Consider the following 18,038-nt stretch of genomic DNA (forward strand, 5'->3'; position numbering starts at 1 on the left):
GGACTAACCGGAGACACGCCGTGGATGTCGCGGAGATCGGTGCCCGCCGTCTGTAGATCTCGGGCATTCCGATCAGGAAGGACAGCGCAATGGATGGTGTGGACCGGGATGTCCCGGTGATCCGGTTGCCGCGATGGGGCAGGGTCGTGCGGTGCAACGGTGTGCCGCCCTGGATGGTGGCCGACGACGATCACCGGCCGGTCGAGGCGGTCCGGCGGTTCCTGGTGGATTTCGCTGCCCAGGACAACAGCGACAGCTCGGTCCGCAGCTACGCCTCCGTCTTGTCGAGGTGGTGGCGGTGGCTGGCGGTCGTCGACGTTCCCTGGAACCGGGCGACGTTGGCGGAGGTCCGCGATCTGGTGCTGTGGATGAAGCAGGCGGTCAAGCCCAGGCGGAGCCCGAGGACGCTGTCGGTTCAGACGGCGGCCACGGTCAACGCGGTCACCAGGAAACGGTACCCCGGTGATCATTACGCCCCGCGCACGATCCGGCACTCGAACGCCGTCGTGCGCGCGTTCTACGTTTTCTGGATCGACGACGTCGGCGACGGCCCGCTGGTCAACCGGGCCTGCCTCGACAGCGTCCGCCTGTCGTTGGGACACGAGGCGATCGACACGGCGATCGCACGCGGTGCCGAGTTGTCTGTCGAGCAGGCCGTCGTACTCGCGTTGGACCACACTGGCGAACACGTGAACTCGGCGCGCACCGCGACCGAATCGGAGCAATTACGGCTTCGTGGGCCCTCGTCGTCCGCTCTGCCACAGCAGCACCCCCGCGAGCACGGACAGCAGGGCGAAGAGCAGGACCGGGACCTGGTAACCGCCGGCCCCACGGCGCAGCAGACCGAGGACGATCGCACCGGACGAGGCGCCGATACCGGTCCACAGGTAGATCGTCCCGGCGATCCGCTCGATGTCCAGCAGGCCGAACGCCTCCGGGGTCAGCAGCAGCACCACCAGCGAACTGTTGCCCACCGCGATGCCGAGAAGCGCCGACCCGACGAACAGCACCGGCATGGTGCCGCCCGTGGAGAGCAGGATGAATCCGGCGGTTTGCAGCGCGCACGTCAACCCGGCCGAGTAGGCGGTGGACAAGGATCGCAGCAACAGTTCCGCGGCCACGCGACCGATTCCGGCGAAGGCTGCCACCACGGCACCGGGCAGCGCCGGAGAGCCGATGCCGGAGTCCTGCCAGATGAACAGGACGTGGTACACGCCCGCGACCTGCGTGAGGGTCAGCAGGGTGCTGCCGACGAGCAGCGCCCAGAAGCGGGCAGCGCGTGCCGCGTGTCGCAGGAGAACGCCTTCGTGCGCCGGTGGGGCGTCGGTCCGTCCGCCCGGTAGATCGGGCAGGCGCAGGAAGAGCACGGCGTTCGCCGCGACCAGCAGGGTGAAGCCGAGCACGATCAGCACGGCCGCCCCTGCCAGGCCGCCCGCGGCGAGGCCCCAGGAGACGACCGGGGCCCAGATCATCCCGCCCGCGCTCGACCCGATGAACGCCACGGAGAGCACCCGGTCCCTGTTGTGCGTGCTCTTGATGACGAACGTGCTCACGACCAGGGTTCCGCAGCCGGCGATCGCGATGCCGAGCAGGGACATCGTCAGGTACAGCTGCCACGGGGTGCGGGTCATGGCGAGCAGGATCACCGAGACCGCGCACGCGATCGCGCTGCCGGCTGCCACCCGCCGTGCGGGCATCCGGCGGCAGAGGACGACCACGACGGTCGAGGCGAGTGCGTTCACCAGGCACTGCAGGCTCGCCGCCGAGTCGAGCTGGGTGGTGGAGATCCCGCGGGCTTCGATGATCGCCTTGAGCAGGACGGGCTGGCCGTACGAGAGGATGCCCATGCTCGTTCCGAGCAGGACCGCTGTGGCGGTCGCGATCCTGCGGTCGGTTCTCAGCGGGGTCGCCTGCCGCGCGGTGTGCACGTCAGCGCCACCTGGTGATGGCGTCCACGATCCGGTCGGAGGCGTCGTTCGCCGTGGTGTCCCCGAAGTTGTCGATGACCAGATCGGCCTCGCTGGGGAACTGCGCCGGTTCGTCCACGCCGACGACGTTCCGCAGCGGGGCCTGGCCGGGGCCGAGACTCCGGTGGTCGTAGAAGGCGGCTCGGCCCGCGCGGTCCTTCAGGACGGCCAGCGGGACGCGCAGCCAGACCTCCAGGTAGCCGTCGATGTTCTCCCGGTTCCAGCGTTGCACGTCGTGGAAGAGGGAGATGGTGGCGCACAGCACGAGATGTCCCTGGCCCGCCAGTTCGTGCGCCAGCCGGGAGTAGAACTCGGCGACCTGCCTTCGCTCCGCGCCGGTGTAGCCAGGGGGAGTGGGCATCATCCGCCGCAGCCGGTCCCCGTCGAGCACGACCGGACGACAGCCGGTGCCGGTCAGCCTGTCACTGACGATCGACGCCACCGTGCTCTTGCCCGTCCCGGACAGACCGGTGATCCACACGACTCCGGCTTCCACCGCGGTCACTCGCCTCCTGCTCGGCGTCCAGGCTGTCGAGCACCGGCAGGCCGGGCTCCACATCGGACGGACTGTCGAACTCCCACCACGGACCGTCGTTCGGCACCCCCGACACCCGCACGCCGCCGGTCCGGATCAGGTGGCCGAGCAGGCCCGTCATGTCCAGCGCCGCGGTCTCCGCACTGGCGGCCCGCGCGGCCCGCAGCACCGCCCACGCCTGCGGGGTCAGGCGCAGCAGGCCCATGTACTGCCCTTGCACGTCCGCCAGACCGCGCGGTCGTGACCCGATGCCGGTCACGAAGCCGTCGGCGTCGATCTCGAACGTCTCCGCGTCGCTCAGCGGATCGTCGAACCGCTGCCGCCAGACGTCCTCCCAGCCGGTGTCGTACGCGACGGCGAGGGGCGCCGCCGATCGCACGAGGCGGCGGACGGTCGCTGCCGGGAAGACGATGTCGCCGTAGGAGACGATGACCGGCTCGGTGCTCAGCCAGTCGTCCGCGGCCGCGAGCGACTCGACCATCGTGCTGCGCGCCCAGCTGGGGTTCTCGAACGTGCGCAGGCCGGTGCAGGCGAACTTGTCACCTTGCCAGCCGGTGACGACGCCGATCTCGTCGGCGCCCCCGGCGCGCAACGCGGACACCTGGCGGTCGAGCAGGGTCCGGCCGTTCAGCTCGATCAGGCACTTGGGCCGGTCGTCGGTGTACGGCCGCATCCGCGCCCCTTGCCCCGCGGCCAGGACTACCGCCTTCACGGGGTCGCCGCCCGGAACAGGCGGCGGACCAGCAGGAGGTCCCGCGGGTCGTGCGCGGGTTCCCGCTCCGGATGCCACATGATCCCCTCGACGCGGGCGTCCCGGTGCCGGACGGCCTCGACGACGTCCCCGCACCACGCCGTCACCTCCAGCTCGGCCGGAAGCCCGTCGACGGCGAGGTCGTGGTAGCTGTTCACGACGCGCTCACCCTCCTCGGAGGTGATGGTGTGCCGGGTGGCGACGTGTCCTTCCACTGGCTTGAGCTGAGCACCCAGGGCGGCGGCGATGAGTTCCATGCCGCGGCACACCCCGAGCACCGGCCGGCCCTCCCGCATCGCCAGCGCCAGCAAGGTCCGCTCGGTCAGGTCGCGTTCCGGCTGGTTCCCGCCCGCCTGGACGAGATCGCCGCCGCCGGTGAAGAGAAAGCCGTCCAGGCTCAGTTCGTTCGCCGTGTGGACGGCTGCCGCGGCGATGTTGGGCAACGGCACGGGGAGAACGCCGCAGGCCGCCAGGAACTCGAACCAGCGGGCGTCGAGGGCCCACCGGCGCTCACCGGTCGGCTCGTCGTCCACGCACCGCTGGGTGATCCCGATCCGGAGGCTCACGCGATCACCGTCACGAGTCCGCTGGCCGCGTCGAGCTCGAGCACGTGCGCTCGCGACCACTGGTCGAACAGCGCTGTGCCCGCGCCGATCACCGCCGGGATGCCCAGTTCCAGAGCGCGGATCGCCATGTGCGAGTTCGCGCCGCCGAAGGCGGTCACCAGCCCGGCGATGCCACGGGTGAACAGCCAGTCGTAACCGGGGTCCGCGCTGGCGACCATGACGATGGCGCCGTCAGGGGGATCGCCGGCGTCGACGCGGGCGACCCGTGCGGTCGCCTTGCGCTGTGTGACGAAGTTCGGGCGGATCTGCGGCAGGGCGAAGCTCCTGACGTCCGCCGCACCGGTGACGAGCGGCGGCAGAACCACGGTCCGGCTGACGGCGTGGGCCGCCCGTCCCCGTGCCGCGGCCTCGCGCAACACCGGCAGGTCGTGAGCCGGGTTCCCGGTCAGGGTGCCGAGGGTGGGCACGTCCAGGTAGCTCATGTCGTCGACGCCGCACCCGGACCGCTCACCGAGGCGCCTCACCCCGGTCAGCACGTCACCGAGCACCGAGGTGAAGGCCAGCTTGCCGTGCTCACGTCCGCGTATCGCCGTGGCCAGGAAGTCCATCAACCGGGAGGCGTCGAAGGTCAGGCCCTCTCGAACGAGCAGGGCCTCCATCTGCCGCCGCTGCTCGCCACTGAGCTCGAATGGGGGACTCGCGGCGCGTTCACACGGCACCGGCTGGTCCTTCGCCGACCAGTCGAAGTAGCGCTCGGGCGTCTCGTCGTAGCGGGGCGAGAGGATGTCGTAGGTTCCCGGCCGCAGATGGCCGTAGCGCTTGAGGAAGACCGCCCTGTCCAGCTCGGCGAAGTCCCGGCGCATCTCACTGGCCACGAGCCCGAGACCGCCGATGAAACGGGCGCGATCGGAAAGGGAGAAGACTCCTTCGCGTACCAGGTCCTCGAGGAAGTCGGTGGCGATGAAGGCGGCGCGGGCCAGGGCCGCGAACGGACCGGAGCCGTAGGCCGCGCAGACGTCCAGCCGGGCCACCAGCGCCGGACCGCAACAGCCGGCGTCGTCCGCACCGCACCCGGCGGCGTGCGTCTCGCCGATGTCGGCCACGTTGAGCAGGCGCAGCCTGGCGACGTCCTGCTCCCACAGGTCACCCCGCACGAGCTCGTCGGTGAACCGGCGCAGGTGGCCCGCCAGCTCGTCGCGTTCGCCGGTGCTGAAACCGGCCGCTGTCAGGGATTCCAGCCGCTGCGCTGTCCTGAAGGTGCCCGCGGGGACGGCGATGTGCGACTCGACCTTGTCGTGCAGGTAGGGCTTCGCCACCAGCTGGTCCAGCCAGTGCCCGACGAGTCGGTCGGCGAGCTCGTCGGGCACCTCGCGGGGGACGAACGAGGTGAGGCTGGCGGCCACGTCGATGTACGGAAGCCCGGAGAACTGGACCATCAGCCGCGTGCCGGTCATGTCCCGGTAGCCGTACCGCGTCCTGGCGCCCGCCCAGACGTGGTCGGTGACGAGGTGGCGGTACAACGACACCGCGAGCGGCCGTGGCCGCAACCCGATCATCTCAGCGGGGTTCCAGTCCGGCATCACGCCGTAGACCGCGCGGGTGCCGAGCGCCCGCGAGCGCGACCGGATGGCTTCGGTGATCTGCCGGGCGGTGCCCGCCAACGTCGCGCGATGTGCCTCCGCGGCCACGACCTCCTTCACCGCCAAAGGCCTGACCTGGAGCAGGATCAGCTCACCGTTCTCCGAGAACGCGAACTCGATGTCCAGGCGCCGCCGTTCACCCAGCAGCTGGTGCAACTCGGCCAGGAGTTCCCACACCGCGCCCACCCCGGGGTCCGGTGCCTCGCCGGGACCTGCCCACGCCGCCCCGTAGGAGATGTGCAGTTCCGCGCGGCCACCACCGGTCACGGCGTCCGTCCTGCCGGTCCCGCTCCAGTTGACGACCCGGTAGGGAGCACCGCTGTTGGGGTCGCAGGAGAAAGCCACCCCACTCGCCAGGACGCGCTCGAGCAGCGGCTGGACCAGGACCTGGTCGTCCGCGTCCACCCGGCCGTACGACGCGAACACCTCGGTCACGGCCGAGGCGATCTCGGACTCGTTCCTGGCGGGCACCGACCGGAACCGCCCGGCGTTGGAGTCGGTCCCGGTGTCCTCCGTGGTCGCGCTGCTGCGGACCATGACCGGTCCCGCCGCCCACTCGCGGCGGCGCAGCCCCGCGAGCACGCGATCCCGGCCGTCCTGCCACTCCCGCAGCGTGAAGTGCAGCGACGGCAGGATCCGGGCCTTGGTCATGAACGGCCGCAACCGTTCCAGCGTCTCCGCCTTGGTCCCGAGCCGGACCAGCGGCGCGGTCACCGCCGGGCGTCCTTGCCATCCCGGACGAGCCGGGCCACCCACGCCCTGGTGGTGTAGGGAACGTCGATCCAGTCCCCGGCCTCGGCGCGCACCAGATCGCGGATCTCGTCCACCAGTCCGGCGAACCCGCTGCCCGCCTGCTGACCGAGTGTGGAGTGCGAAGCCCACGCGTCGCACCAGGCCCGGCTCGGCAGTCTGAACACCTGGGTGCCGGACAGCGCGACCGGCGTCTCGAAGAGACCGCTCCTGACGATGACGTCGGTCTGGTCGGTGCGGCGCATTCCGTAGCTGTAGCCGGGGATGCGATCGTGGATCAGCTCCTCGATCCGCGCCTGCAACGGGTCTTCGAGCACGCGGTGGTTCCACAGGCACGCGAAGTAGCCCGACTCGCGCAGGACGCGTGCGGTCTCCGCGAGAGCTCGGGCGCGGTCGGTGAGGTTGAACGAGGAGCCGAAGGTCACCAACGCGTACGTGTCGGATTCCCTGCCCGACGCCTCGCCTTTGCCGTCATACCAACGAACCTGCGGATAGCCGTGAGTCCGCTGCTCACCGAGCCGGCGCATGGCGGCCGTCGGTTCCACGGCGTCGACGGAGAACCCGCGCTGCAACAGGGGTTCGGTGAGGTGCCCCGAACCAGCCCCGATGTCGCAGATCAGATCTCCCTGACGCATCCCGGCCACCCGCAGCAGGGCGTCCACGACGGCCGGGACGTAGTCGGCCCGGTCCTTGTAGGTGGTCGCGAACGGCGAGTAGTCGAGCGAAGGGGGCAAGACAGAAGGCTGGTCGGTGCTGACCACGCAGGGTCCTCCTGTTCTGACGATCAACTGATCCGATAGCCGAAACGCGCCGCCGCCTCGATCATGTGCGGCACCCTGAACCGGTCCGACAGCTCGTTGTCGCCGAACCACTCCCGCCATTCGCCGACCTGGCCGCGGCGCATGATCATGGGCGGGTTCTCGCCCGTGTCACCGGCGACCTCCTCCTCGTGGGCCCGCATCCTCTCGAAGCTGCTGCGCTCGACCGCCCGTTCGACCGCGGCCCGGTCGGCGATCAGTCCGAGCGTCTCCAGCAGCCGGGTCATCGCGTCCGCGGGACTGGTCTTCAGCTCCTCGAAACGGACGACAGCCGAGCGGGGTGCGCGTTCTGCCCTTTCGGCCCAGGCGCGGTAGAAATCCACCCAGCCGTCGACGGTGATAGCAGGCTCGCTCACCGTTCCCTTCTCCTCCAGGAACTCCAGAAAGCTCACCTCGTCGATGGCGAGATAGGAAAGCACGGTGGGAGCAAAACCCTGGAAGAACCGGTACGACGAATAAAGGGCGTCCCTCGGGTCCCGCACGAGCAGTACCACGGCTTCCGTCGCGAGGTTCCGGAAGTGGTCAGGATGCAGGTGGTTCTTGAAGAACCTCCTGCCGCCGACCTGACCGGGGGTGGACTTGCCGGCGATCCGGCTTCGGTAACGGCGCAGCTCCTCGTCACCGGGCTCGCGCAGCCGTCCGTCCTCCTGGATCTCGTCGAGATGCGGATCGACGAACGAGTGCCCCAGCTCCATCAGGACGTTGCCCAGCAGGGCGGCACCCGAGGCCGGGTAGGCCGCGACGATGACGTCCTGGGCGTTGAGCATCGCGGCGTTGCGCAGGTGCCGTTCACGCATGGTCATGCCGGACTGGTTCACCATCGTCGCCCCTCAGACCGGATCGGCGGGGATGTCGAGAGCGGGGAGCAGCGCGTCGGCCTCGTCGGCGAGCACGGTGTTCCTGACCTCGGCCAGGAAGTCCGATGCGACGCCCACGTCGTCGCGGTAGCCGGGCACCTTGGTGGCGAGCAGTTCCAGCAGCCCGCGCACGGACGGGCTGAACCGCTCGATGCCGGTGATCGTCGCGGCCTGGTAGCAGGCCGCCACGAGGACGCAGACGATGATGTTCACGTTGTCGGTGAGGCGCAGGGACTTCCGGGCCGCGATCAGGCCCATGCTCACCACGTCCTGGTTCTGGCCGTTGGACGGGATCGACTTGACCGAGGACGGCGCCGCCAGGTCCAGGTTCTCGGAGGCGATGCTGGTGGCCAGGTACTGCGAGCCCTGCAACCCGGAGTAGAGGCCCTCGTCCCCGAGCGCGAGGAACGCGGGGAAGCCCTTGTTGAGGTGGGGGTCGAGCACCCGGTTGAGCTGCCGCTCGGCCAGCACGCCGATCTCGGTGAGCGCGATGTTCAGGAAGTCGGACGCCATGGCCATGTACTGGCCGTGGAAGTGACCGCCGTGGAAGACGGTCTCCGGGGTGTCGAAGATCAAGGGGTTGTCGTTGCAGGAGTTCAGTTCCTCTTCGACCAGCCGGCGGCAGTAGGCCATGGTGTCGAGCACGGGTCCGAGGATCTGGGGGACACAGCGCAGGGTGTAGGCGTTCTGCAGGTAGTCGTCGACCGGCGCGACCTCCTCGCCGTCGGCCTTCGCGCTGACCAGGGCCATGATCTCGGCGTGCTCGCGGGTCAGAGCGCTGCCGGCCAGCAGCCGCGTGATCACCGCGGCGACCTCGCTCTGCCCGCGGTGGTTCTTCAACGCGTGCCCGTGCTCGCTGAACGCCCCCGTCGACCCGCGCATCACCTGGATGAACGTGGCGGACGCCCACAGCGCCAAGCGGAGGAGCCGCCGGGCACGGACCAGGGCCAGCGCCGAGACGCCTGTCATCGCCGAGGTGCCGTTGATCAGGGCCAGCCCGGACTTGTAGCTCATCCTGACCGGTGCCAGCCCTTCCTCGGCGAGCACCTCCGCCGACTGCCGGACGGTCGCGCCCTTGCGCACGCGGCCGGCGGCGATGAGCGGCAGCGCCAGGTGTGCCAGCGGCGCCAGGTCTCCGCTGGCGCCGAGCGAACCCTGTTGCGGGACAACAGGGTGGATGCCCCGGTTGAGCAGCTCGCGCATCAGGCACAGCGCGTCGGCGCCTATCCCGGAATGTCCCTTGACCAGGCAGTTGAGCCGCGCCACCTGCATGGCTCGCACGGCCTCGTCGGTGAAGGGCTCACCGCCACCGGCGGCGTGCGAACGCAACAGGTTCTCCTGCAGGTCCGTCTCGAAGCGAGGAGGGACGTTCATGAAGACCATCTCGCCGAAGCCCGTGTTCACGCCGTAGATGGGCTGCCCGTCGGCTCCCCACTTCTGAACGCGCTCTCGTGTCAGCTCGACCTTGGTCATCTGGTCCTCGTCGAACTCGACGAGGGCTTCCTGCCTTGCGACGAGGGCGACGTCGTCGATGGTCAGGCCCTCACCTCGGATGAGCACGAGAATCTCCTTGCCGCCTTCAGGAGTCCGCTCCGGAAAATGCTGGGAATTCACCGCAGTTTCGATCTTCAGGGTTTTTCGACCGTAGCAGCGGCTGATCAGGGCGTCACGTCCTCAGACCCGCAGTTGGGTGTTTTGATAATCCTCATTGCGGCGGCCCGTCCTCTTTGCTAGCAGCACTACATCACCGGCGGTCAAGCTCGAGCTCGCGCCCTGACTTATTGCCCTGGACTCGTGCATGACGCAGGGTCACGAGGGTGCCTCGTCCGGAAGGTGCAGGGGAGCACCGACGTGTACGCCCGCCAGCCCGGGCATGCGGGCTTTCTCGACCGGCACGATCTCCGAGACCGGCCGGTCGGCGATGACCATGCCGCCGGAGTGGATGCCCAGGTGCCGCGGCGCGCCCTCGATCTGCCCGGCGAGCTCGAGCACCGCTGGCGGGAATGCCGGGATGCGCCTCGGCGCTGAGCGGGGACCAGGCGTCGATCTGCTTGGACCAGGCGGTCTGCTGGTCGAGGGAGTGGACGAGGGCGCGGGCCATGTCACGGACTGCGGAGCGGGCCCGGTAGGTGATGACGTTGGCGACCTGCGGGGCGTGGTGGCGGCCGTGCTTGTCGTAGACGTACTGGATGACCTCCTCACGGCGGTCGGACTCGATGTCGATGTCCGGAGGTCCATCGCGGTCAGCACTCAGGAAGCTTCACCGGATCAAGTCGCTAGTGGCTGCCTGTGGGGTCTCGAACTCCGCTGCATCTTCTCCATGAACTGCACTTGAACTGCACTTATGCAGGCAAAGTGGGATTCGGCCGTCAGGTGAAGTCGGCAAAGGTGGCTCGCCGTCGAGCTGGACGCGCGATGGCCGATAGGACACCAAGGCGAGATGAGTGATCTCCAGAAGCTTCTCGACGCGGACACCGGTATGCCGCAACGTCTCCAGGATCGCCCAGGTTCAGAACGCCTCGTCCTCCGCACGTGCCGCGTCGATCCGCTCGCCGGTGTCGAGCCTGCGTACCGTGACCGGCCTCGACCGCCCGGCTGGCGCGCTGTCACCAGGTGCGCTATTCCGACGAGCACGAGGAGCGGCGACGCGCTGCCATCGCTGACCGCCGTAGGTGAACCGCCGACCCAGGTCACCCAGTCGGGGACGGTAACGAGCCGGACCGCGCTCGGGGCCGCAGAATCGGCGTCGTGGAGGCAACGGACAAGGTGCTGCTGATCGACGTGGAAAACGTGGTCGGACCGAATCAGCCGCGTCCCCGCCTGCTGCGCGCGAGGGTAGACGCGCTGATGGCGGCGGCCGGACCGGTTCACCACGTGATGGCCAGCTACAGCCATCCGGACACGCACGAGGACCTCACACTGAACGTGCTCGCAGAGCTGGGCGTTGCGGCGCGGCGGGTGCCGCAGCATGCCAACGCTGCCGAGCAGGCCTTGTTATGCCATGCGCGCTATGCCCATCAGCAAGGCTGCCGCAGCTTTGCCGTGGCGTCGGCTGACCGTGCCTTCACCGCGCTGGGCGACTACGGGGAGTTCGAGGTCCTGATTTGGGAGGGCCAGCCGATCTCCGCCAGGTTGGAAGCCTGCGCGCAACATGTGGTGCGGGTACCGCGCCCGGTGCTCACTCCGGTCGCCGCGGCTCGATGAACTGCACGGCGGGCGGCAGGAGCACTTGGCTGCCGAGCTGCCCGGCCAGGCGACGCGGCGAGGGAATCGATAGCGCCGTGGGCTCGGCCGAGGCGGTTCGGGGATGGGCTTCGGGCCTAACTCGGCGGCCTGGTCGCCACCCGCGACGCGCCTCGGCGTCCTCGACCTGCACGTCCCGGATGTCGATGTCGGGGTAGCCAGCGAACGGCAGGCGAAGCGGCGGGGCAACAGTCGGTCCGCCGAGTGCAGCTCCATGGCGGCGTCGGCCTGCGCGGCGAGGGTCGGGGTTGCGGCATCGGCCCACTGCGATTCCATCCGCAGGGCCTCAGGAGGAATGCGGCCGTCGCGCACCATCAGCACGATGCGCGTGAACTGTTCCCACGAGTCGCCAAACGTGCGCTGTCGGCGTTCCGCGCGCTTGATGTGCCGCGACGCCGACGAGCAGATGCTGTCCCCGCCGGCAGGGTTTTCGGTGGCGCAGCGGCGGTACGGACGATGGTCGGCAACCGCTGTCCGGGTCACGGCGCGTCTCGCACAAGGCGTGTGCGGTTACAGAAAGTCCTAATCGTTGCGGTAGGTAATGGAGTGGATCACGCACGAACGTGTGACGTTGCCGAACTCGCTGCTGTCCCGCATCGCGCGCACCGCCCAGCAGGAGGCGATGGCCCCGTCGAGAACGACTGCCGACCGGAGGGCCAGGTCACGCCTGGATATCGGTGACCGCCTCGCGGGCGCCAGCGTCATGGCCATGAGATCGGCCGGCGTGCGATCGTTCCCGGCCTGGTTCCAGCGGTTGCGGGCGACGAAAAACACGGCGACCGCAGTCTATTAAAGCGAACACGAACGCCGCGAAGAACACCAAATTCGCCAGACTTCAGAGCACACCGATACCGAAACGCGCCCGTCTTCGCGTGGAGTCTGCCCGTGTCAAGGAGTGCCGTTGGCGAAACGCCGGGCCAGTTCGGTTCGCGACCGGACCGACAGCTTGCGATAGATCCGGGTCAGGTGGGCTTCGACGGTCTTCACGGACACGAACAGCGCGGCGGCGACCTCCTGGTTGGATCGTCCGGTGGCGACCAGCTCTGCCACCCGGCGTTCGTTCTGGGTCAGTTCGGTGCCGGAGTGGTGCAGGCCGGATCGGGCCAGTTCCAGCTGAGCTCGTTCGGCCCAGCGGGGGAAGTCCAGCCGGGTGAACTCTTTCGAGGCCGTGGTCAAGGTGTCGGCTGAGTTCCGTTTGTGGCCGGCGCGGCGATAGACCTGGCCGAGCGCGAGACGGGATCGGGTCGCTTCGAACGGGGATTCGATGCCGTCGAGGGCGACGATGCGCTGCAGCGACTGGAGTGCCACGTCGACGTCTCCGGTGGCGGCGCGGCGGAGGGCCTCGCAACGGTCGGCTGCGACCGTGGCCTCGGGGCGGCCTGATGCGCCCTGCCGGCGGAGGAACGCCACTGCCCGCTCCACCTCGTCGAGCGCGCCGACCTGCAGGGCGGCGTCGGCGTAGTCGATCGGCCAGAGAACCTGCTCGAGGTCGACCATGTGGGTGCGATCGAACACGGCTGCGACTTCCCGCAGCGCGTGCAGGGCGGCCTGCCACTCGCCGGCCGAGGTTTCCACGAAGCCACGGATGGCCAGGAAAGAGCTGAGCCAGTACGTGGATTCGATCGCGCGCGACTCCTCGACGGCGGCCTCGACCACCGTTCGGGCGAGGTCCAGGGCGCCGGTGTAGGCCGCGACCAGCGCTCGGGCGAGCGGCTCCTGAAACGCCGACAGCGACCAGGCACCGACCCGATCCGCTTCGTCGAGGGCGGCATGTGCTTCCGGAATGCGAGAGGCACGGGTCAGGTACAGGATCAGGGCGATGTAGAGCTGCGTCAGATCGCCGTAACGACCGGCTTCGAGAGCAGAGCGAATCTCCAGTCGTACCGGAGCTTCGGCCTCTGGATCATTCCAGGACGCGAAGAAGGCCCGGGTCCAGGCCAGAACCGCGCCGGGGAAATCATGCGTCGACGCCACCAAATCGTCGATCTCAGCGAGTGTCCGCGCGGCATCCCCGGATGCCCAGTGGCGTTCGACGGTGAGTCGTCCGTAGAGCGCCCGCAGAAGGGCGGCATCCTGATGGCGCCCGCGAGCGTCAGCCACCGCCTCCTGGGTCAGCCGGAGCGCTTCGGGACCATTGCCCTCCAGGCGGTGCAGCGCGCCGAGAAGCGTGATGAGTTCGATGCGCACCTCGGTTCCGGGCGGGGCGAGTGCCAGTCCCTGTTCGGCGAGTGACCGGGCGCCGGGCATGCGGCGCGTGAGGTCGATACGGCGGCGGATGGCCTCGGCCCGGGCCTTCGGATCGGTGGCCAACGGATGGAGTTCGGACAAAGCGGCCAGGGCTGCCTCGGTGTCGCCGGCCAGGGTGTACGTGTCCACCACTCGCAGCCAGCGCGCGAACCGGTCGGCGACCGCCCCGGCGGCCGGAGTGGCGCGGGCCGCCGACTCGAGGAGTTCACCGGCGAGCTGCAGCGCTCCGCGGCCGGCCGCGATGTCGGCCGCGCGCTCGATCTCCTCGGCGACCTCCGAGTCGGGCATGACGGTGGTGCGGGCGCGGTGGAGCGCCCGCTCCACCGGGTCGGCCAGGGAGTCGGCGAGCAGCCGGTGGGCGCGGCGCCGTTCTGCCGACGTCGCTGCTTCGTAGATGGCGGAGGCGAGCAGCGGGTGGGTGAACGCGACCCGTTGTTCCGGGCCGACTTTCGCGACGTCGGTGTCCGCGGCCGCTTCGAGGGCCGCGATGACGCGGTCAGCTCCGACGAACTTGTCGAGTTGCCCGACGCTGAGGCGGCCTGCGGCTGAGACGAGCAGGAGTACCTCCTGCGCCGCGGCCGGCAGCAGCGAGACCTTCTCGCCGAGTACGTCTGTCAGGCTCGGCGGTACGGGGAACACCGGGTCGTGACCTTCGCGGGCGCTCCACCGCCAGCGCGAGACATCGGACTGCATCGCCTGCGCGATCATCAGTGCCAGGAAGGGGTTGCCCTCGCTGGTCCGGGCGACGGCGGCGCTGACCGCCTGCGTCCACGCCGACCCGAAATTGCGGTGCAGAAGTTGCGTGATCGCCGATTCGTCCAGCGGCGCAAGCTCGACATCACGCCGCGGCTCGGGCAGGGTGCGGACCAGATCGCTCCGCCGAGCCTCGGGGCGGATCCCGACCAGCACGCTGAGGCGCTCCGGACCAACCGCGAGCCGCCGTAGCGCGAACGCGAGACCGCCGGCCGTGGCCAGGTCAAGCCACTGGGCGTCGTCCAGGATCACGGTGATCGGCCCGGCTTCGCAGAGGTCGGTCAGCAGGCTCCGGATCGCCAGTGGCACCGCGAGCGGATCCATCCCACGGCCGTCCGGCTCGAGGAGCTGCAACGCGATCGCGAGGGCTCGGCGCTGAGGTGCGGGCAGGCCGTCGGTTATGCCGGGTGGGCATTGGGCCAGCAGGTCGGCCAGCCCTGCGAAGGGCAGGCCCTGGTCGAACTGGGTCGGCGTGATGGCCAGCACGCGACGACCGGCGCGCTGGGCGATCTGGCCGGCCGCCCTGAGCAGGCTGCTCTTGCCAACGCCCGGTTCGCCGGAGACGACGACCTGTCCGCCCGCGGTACTCGCGTCCGCGATGACCTGAAAAGCCGTCTCACGCCCGAAGAGCCCGAACTCTTCAGCTGTCATCGCGGGCAATGCGGCTCCTCGCCCAGCCCCCCGCAGGGTCCGCTCGAGGGATTTCCCCGATGCCTCGGCAGGCCCTGCATTCCTATCGTCGTGGCATCAGTTCGAGCAAATCTTAGGAGCAAGCGATGAGTGAGATCCGGCCAACGGTGGTCCTGACCCACGGCGGCTTCGTCGACGGTTCCGGTTGGCGAGGCGTGTACGACCGCCTCCGCGCGCTGGGACACGACGTCCGCGTCGTTCAGAACCCCACCATCACCCTCGAAGGCGATGTCGGCGCCGTCAAGCAGGTCCTCGACGACATCGACGGCCCGGCCATCCTGGTCGGCCACTCCTACGGCGGGGTGGTCATTACCGAGGCCGGCAGCGACCCGCGGGTAACCGGCCTAGTTTACATCACGGCGTTCGCGGCCGACAAGGGCGAGTCCGTGCTGTCCCTCGTCGCGAACCCGGCCCCAGGCGCTCCGGTCCCGCCGATCCTGCCCCCGCGCGACGGCTTCCTCCTTCTCGACCGCGACAAGTTCGCGGCTTCCTTCGCCGGTGACCTGCCGGCCGACCAGGCCGCGTTCATGGCGGATTCGCAGGTCCCCTGGGGGCTTGCCGCGGCCGATGGTGCCGTGACCGAGGCCGCCTGGCAGAGCAAGCCGAGCTGGTACCTCGTCGCCGCCGACGACAAGATGATTCCGCCGGCAGCGCAGCGGCAGATGGCCCAGCGCGCCGGCGCCACCGTGCGCGAGGTCGAGGGCAGCCATGCCGTCTACGTCTCCCAGCCGCAGGCCGTCGTCGACCTCATCCACACCGCGGTGGAGGCCGCGTGAACGCCGAAGTCTCCCGCCGTCAGGTGCTGGCCGCCGGCGCGGCCCTGGCCGGGGCGGCGGCACTGACCCTGCTGCGGCCGGGTGTCGGCGGAGTACATCAAGCGTCTTGAGCAAGGCCATGGACGGCCGTCCGCAGCTGTACTCCGCGCGCTTGCCAGGGCTCTGCGGTTGTCCGGCCAGGAGTACGAATACCTGTGCTCCCTTGCCGGGCATGTTCCGTTGCGCGTAGGCCGTGTGCCCGACGAGGTAGGCGCCGGCCCCAGGCGCCTGCCCGAGCGGCTCGGCGACATCCCGGTCTGCGTTCTCGACGCGGCCTGGACCCTGCTGGCCTGGAACACCGCCTGGGAACGGCTGTGCTCCACTTCTGTGCTCGAGGCCGACCGGGAACGAAACATGGCCTGGCGCGCCTTCACCGGGCGCAGGCAGGAGTGGTCCGAGCGGGAGATCCGGTTCCAGTCGTCGATCGTGACCGATCTGCGCAGGACCACCATCCGGTATCCCGGCGATGACTGGCTCAAGGATCTGCTCTCGGACCTGCAGGCAGCCAGCGTGCCGTTCGCGAACATGTGGCAGATGCCCGTGGACACCCATCACCGGGACTATCCGGTCACGGTCCAGCATCCCGATGCCGGACCGATCACCGTCGACTGCGACATCCTGACCATCCATGAGGGCGACCTGCGCGCCGTGGTCTACACCGCGGAGTCCGGCTCCGACGACGCCGCCCGCCTCGCCCTCATCCAGAACTGAAGACACCGCCCTGCGGCCATCTCCGACAAGGACATCTATCAGCCATGAACCAACTGTTGCTGGACGCTGCCCGGGCGACCGTGCCGACGCTCTCAGCCAACGCGGCACACACCGAACGCGATATGCGGCCCGCCCCGGACAGCGTCACAGCGGTACGCGACGCAGGGCTATTCGCACTCACGGTCCCTCGTGAGGCCGGTGGTCACGACGCGGACCTGCGAACAATGATCGAGGTGCTCGCCGAGCTGGGAAGCGGCTGCCCCTCGACCGCCTGGATCGTCGGGCTGAGCGCGTCGTCCAAAACCATGATCCCGTCGATGCTCTCCGCCAAGGCGTGCGCCGCGTTCCTGGCCGATCCCCACGTCGTCGTCTGCGCGTCGGCGGTGCCGAAAGGCGGCCACGGCGAGCGGGTGCCCGGCGGCCTTCGCATCAGCGGGGGATGGGCCATGGCATCGGGTTCCGAGCTGGCGACCTGGGCCATGATCATGGTGCCGGTCGCCGACGGCGCCTCGTCGGTGACCTTCCCCGTCCTCGTACCGGTCTCCGAGCTGACGATCCACCAGACATGGAAAGCAGCGGGCCTGGCCGGCACGAGCAGCCACACCCTGGTGGCCGAGGACCTTTTCGTACCGGACGACTTCATCACCCTTCCGAACAGCCCGAGCTCCCAGCCCTCTCAGAAACAGTTTTTCGCCGCCGGCCTGGTGGCGCTCGCGCCGATGATCGGCGCCGTACGCGGAGCCCAGAATGCCGTCGCGGCGGCAATCGCCGGCAACCGGGCCCCATACGCGACCACCTACGCCCGCGTCGCCGATTCCCCCCTCGGACGCTTCTGGTTCACCGAGGCGACGCGGCGCACCGCAACGGCTCTGCGGCGCGCGCTTCTTGTCGCTGACACCCTCGAGGCGCTGCGCGCGGGCGAAGCAATGCCGGTCGCCGACCGAAGCGAACTCCGAATGGAATTGTCGACCGCCGCCCGAGAGTGTCGCGAAGCGATGGAGCTGCTCCTCGACCTGCACGGCGCGAGCGGCTTCTCGCACGAGAACCCGCTTCAGCGATTCTGGCGTGACGTCGCCGTCGGCACACGCCACCCGTTCTTCACGCCGTACATCACGGCCGAGGACCACGGCCGAATCACCTTCGACGTGTTGCCGGCAGTATCGCTGACTCTGTGATCATGCGTCACGCGCCGCCGCGGTCATGCTGGTCACCACCGACGGGACGGTCGCCGGCGCCGTGGCCTGGTTCGAGTGCCCCGTCGTCGACCGCTTCCCGGCCGGCGACCATCACATCGTCCTGGCCGCACCCGTCCACGCGGACCCACCAACCACAACCAGCGCAAAGCGCTGTTCTACCACAATCGTCAGCACCGCTTCCCTCGCCGGCGGGCGGTTCTTCCCAATGCAGATCTGTGCTCGGCCGCTCGGTGCCCTCACCGGATCGGCCTCAGCGGAAACGATCCCGTTCCCACGGTGCCTACGACGCGCGTTCAGCCGCCGAGCCGGGCAACGGACCGCCGGCCCCTGGCATGGCCGCCATCGGTCGCCTGCCCTGCCACCGCGCGCACTTCACAGAACGGCGAAGCGATCAAGGACAGGACTTCCTGTTCGTGCGGCGGCCGAAGTTCTACCTCGGCGGCTACTTCGGCGCCCGCCGGGCAACCTCGTTGACGCGCACCGGACTGACGTTCCTGTG

15 protein-coding genes and 1 pseudogene are annotated in these 18,038 nt (G+C 69.4%); 5 read left to right on the forward strand and 11 right to left on the reverse strand.

The genetic code is table 11. The features are described from left to right. Window positions 1–725: 725 nt before the first annotated feature. The 9 genes and pseudogenes from VM306_RS33570 to VM306_RS33610 form a co-directional block, all read right to left on the reverse strand. The gene (locus VM306_RS33570; RefSeq protein ID WP_325522079.1) at window positions 726–1,928 is read right to left on the reverse strand and encodes an MFS transporter; all 1,203 of its coding nucleotides are present in this window, start codon (window positions 1,926–1,928) and stop codon (window positions 726–728) included. Window position 1,929: 1 nt separating this feature from the next. Next, window positions 1,930–2,472, reverse strand: coding sequence for an adenylyl-sulfate kinase (locus VM306_RS33575; RefSeq protein ID WP_325522081.1), 543 nt, complete (start codon window positions 2,470–2,472; stop codon window positions 1,930–1,932). After that, window positions 2,390–3,214: a phosphocholine cytidylyltransferase family protein gene (locus VM306_RS33580; RefSeq protein WP_325522083.1), complete on the reverse strand. Its 825-nt coding sequence runs from the start codon at window positions 3,212–3,214 to the stop codon at window positions 2,390–2,392. The genes VM306_RS33575 and VM306_RS33580 overlap by 83 nt, the downstream gene beginning before the upstream one ends. Continuing rightward, entirely contained in the window at window positions 3,211–3,819 is a 609-nt protein-coding gene (locus VM306_RS33585; protein WP_325522085.1) for a gamma-glutamyl-gamma-aminobutyrate hydrolase family protein, read from the reverse strand. Before VM306_RS33585 ends, VM306_RS33580 begins: the two co-directional genes overlap by 4 nt. Further along, a complete protein-coding gene (locus VM306_RS33590; RefSeq protein ID WP_325522087.1) occupies window positions 3,816–6,173 on the reverse strand; it encodes a PEP-utilizing enzyme in 2,358 nt (785 codons plus the stop codon). Before VM306_RS33590 ends, VM306_RS33585 begins: the two co-directional genes overlap by 4 nt. Beyond that, window positions 6,170–6,943, reverse strand: a complete 774-nt coding sequence (locus VM306_RS33595; RefSeq protein ID WP_325522089.1) for a class I SAM-dependent methyltransferase — start codon at window positions 6,941–6,943, stop codon at window positions 6,170–6,172. The genes VM306_RS33590 and VM306_RS33595 overlap by 4 nt, the downstream gene beginning before the upstream one ends. A 50-nt stretch (window positions 6,944–6,993) precedes the next feature. Next, window positions 6,994–7,848 carry a sulfotransferase domain-containing protein gene (locus VM306_RS33600; protein ID WP_325522091.1) on the reverse strand — a complete coding sequence of 285 codons (855 nt, stop codon included), beginning with the start codon at window positions 7,846–7,848 and terminating at the stop codon, window positions 6,994–6,996. A gap of 9 nt (window positions 7,849–7,857) precedes the next feature. Continuing rightward, window positions 7,858–9,444: a tyrosine 2,3-aminomutase gene (gene cmdF / locus VM306_RS33605; protein ID WP_325522094.1), complete on the reverse strand. Its 1,587-nt coding sequence runs from the start codon at window positions 9,442–9,444 to the stop codon at window positions 7,858–7,860. 306 nt (window positions 9,445–9,750) lie between these two features. Beyond that, window positions 9,751–10,141, reverse strand: a pseudogene (locus tag VM306_RS33610) (error-prone DNA polymerase); the annotation flags it as partial. A gap of 491 nt (window positions 10,142–10,632) precedes the next feature. Here VM306_RS33610 and VM306_RS33615 point away from each other — a divergent pair. Further along, entirely contained in the window at window positions 10,633–11,088 is a 456-nt protein-coding gene (locus VM306_RS33615) for a hypothetical protein (protein ID WP_325522096.1), read from the forward strand. Between the two features lie 561 nt (window positions 11,089–11,649). Here the strand turns inward: VM306_RS33615 and VM306_RS33620 are convergent. Continuing rightward, a complete protein-coding gene (locus tag VM306_RS33620; protein WP_325522098.1) occupies window positions 11,650–11,901 on the reverse strand; it encodes a hypothetical protein in 252 nt (83 codons plus the stop codon). Between the two features lie 114 nt (window positions 11,902–12,015). Beyond that, window positions 12,016–14,778 (reverse strand): ATP-binding protein, encoded by a 2,763-nt coding sequence (locus VM306_RS33625; protein ID WP_325522100.1) that lies wholly within the window; start codon window positions 14,776–14,778, stop codon window positions 12,016–12,018. A gap of 125 nt (window positions 14,779–14,903) precedes the next feature. Between VM306_RS33625 and VM306_RS33630 the strand changes: the two genes are divergently transcribed. Genes VM306_RS33630 through VM306_RS33645 form a run of 4 tightly spaced genes read left to right on the forward strand, consistent with a single transcriptional unit; the run spans window position 14,904 to window position 17,518 of the window. Continuing rightward, entirely contained in the window at window positions 14,904–15,593 is a 690-nt protein-coding gene (locus tag VM306_RS33630) for an alpha/beta hydrolase (protein WP_325522102.1), read from the forward strand. Then, window positions 15,590–15,703 (forward strand): twin-arginine translocation signal domain-containing protein, encoded by a 114-nt coding sequence (locus tag VM306_RS33635; protein ID WP_325522104.1) that lies wholly within the window; start codon window positions 15,590–15,592, stop codon window positions 15,701–15,703. Before VM306_RS33630 ends, VM306_RS33635 begins: the two co-directional genes overlap by 4 nt. 58 nt (window positions 15,704–15,761) lie before the next feature. Further along, a complete protein-coding gene (locus VM306_RS33640; RefSeq protein ID WP_325522106.1) occupies window positions 15,762–16,343 on the forward strand; it encodes a hypothetical protein in 582 nt (193 codons plus the stop codon). A 44-nt stretch (window positions 16,344–16,387) separates the two neighbouring features. Then, entirely contained in the window at window positions 16,388–17,518 is a 1,131-nt protein-coding gene (locus VM306_RS33645) for an acyl-CoA dehydrogenase family protein (protein ID WP_325522108.1), read from the forward strand. The last annotated feature ends 520 nt before the right edge of the window (window positions 17,519–18,038 follow it).

The organism is Lentzea sp. (assembly GCF_035525475.1).
Taxonomy (GTDB): domain Bacteria; phylum Actinomycetota; class Actinomycetes; order Mycobacteriales; family Pseudonocardiaceae; genus Lentzea.